Below are 1,271 nucleotides of genomic sequence, written 5' to 3'. Positions count from 1 at the left end.
GCCGCCATTCCTGCCACCTCCGCTGACCAGGGCGAGTGAATCAGATCAGCGTCTCAACAGCGAGGTTTTAGAGGCGTCCACCTGGAAGCGCAGCTACGGACTGCGTCGTATGGGATGGCGCGGCTTGGCCAAGGCGTGCCTACAAGTCCACCTCACCGCCATCGCCTACAACCTCAAGCGAACAGCCAACATTCTCGGAAGGGCTGCGGCTTGAGACAGCCATGCAAGGCTCATCATTCAGCCAAACAGCCCCCCCTTCCGGCGGGAAGAAGCAGCGGCCGCACATTCAGCCACTCGAGCGTGCACCGCCCTTCCGCGCACAGGTCTCATAAATTGTCAGGATGATTATCACCAGAAATGTTTATGGCCGCGTATTTTTCATGACCTACTTTTATTATGCTTCTGCCCTCTGTGGCCGCCACAAAAGATTCGGTACACCTCGACACTATTCTGTCATGTAATTCAGCAACTAAAACGAGGGTTTTTGATAGCCATTCACCGGAATTATCTAGCAACTCTACTTCTGCACCTTCTATGTCCAACTTCAAGATGTCTATGCCTGGCGCCTTGAATCTTCTCATTAAAGTTGAGATGTTTATTCCGGGAACGCTTTCTATAAATTCCGCATCAAGGCTGTCCAGAGGATTTTCTGAAATTGTAAACCCCCAAAATCCTGTTTTACGGTCCAATAGTCTCACAGTACGTTCATCACTGACTAATGCGGCCCTCACTGGAAATATATTACGATACGGAGCAACATTTTTTTGTAGAATTCTGTAGTTATCAGTTGATGGCTCAATGGTAACTATTATTGCGGAAGGATACAGAATAGAAAAGGCTATAGCGGCAGTGCCAATGTATCCGCCCGCATCAATTATGAAACCATAATCCAAATTCGGAAGTATTTTTCTAATTATAGAAAATTCTCCGTCTCCCGAAAGGCAGTCGCGAGCAACTTTGAGGTCTGGCGTATCTGGCCGAACAAGGATTTCTACACCAGAAATTTGCACTCTTTCCCAAAATTCTGAATCGCTCATTTTATATTCCCCATCATCATTAAAGATTTTCTGGCAATGACCCGATTTAAAATGTCAATGGCAAGTAAGCTGTCGGACCTCTCCGGCGCAGCAGTAGGATTCCACAATTTCCTGCGATAGGAGTTACGAGAACTGTGCGCGTCGTGGTTGAAGGTGGACGCCTCTAAAACCTCGCTGTTGAGACGCTGATCTGATTCACTCGCCCTGGTCAGCGGAGGTGGCAGGAATGGCGGC

General features: G+C 48.4%; 3 protein-coding genes. 1 reads left to right on the top strand and 2 read right to left on the bottom strand.

Annotation, left to right across the window (positions count from 1 at the left end; all coding sequences use genetic code 11):
• Positions 1-214 (top strand): transposase (locus tag EBE87_RS30235; RefSeq protein ID WP_233553597.1); only part of this gene is annotated, 214 nt, incomplete at its 5' end.
• Positions 215-326: 112 nt separating this feature from the next.
• On the opposite strand, the gene EBE87_RS28230 is transcribed toward EBE87_RS30235, so the two are convergent.
• Both EBE87_RS28230 and EBE87_RS30230 read right to left on the bottom strand, forming a co-directional pair.
• Positions 327-1,037, bottom strand: a complete 711-nt coding sequence (locus tag EBE87_RS28230) for an FkbM family methyltransferase (protein ID WP_120641281.1) — start codon at positions 1,035-1,037, stop codon at positions 327-329.
• A partial coding sequence (locus tag EBE87_RS30230; RefSeq protein WP_233553598.1) for a hypothetical protein occupies positions 1,034-1,271 on the bottom strand: 238 nt, incomplete at its 5' end. The genes EBE87_RS30230 and EBE87_RS28230, both read right to left, overlap by 4 nt.

The sequence above is a fragment of the Teichococcus wenyumeiae genome, from assembly GCF_003696345.1.
In the GTDB taxonomy this organism is placed as follows: domain Bacteria; phylum Pseudomonadota; class Alphaproteobacteria; order Acetobacterales; family Acetobacteraceae; genus Pseudoroseomonas; species Pseudoroseomonas wenyumeiae.
Note: the sequence above shows the minus strand (reverse complement) of the source record. Positions and strands in the feature narration are given on the sequence as shown.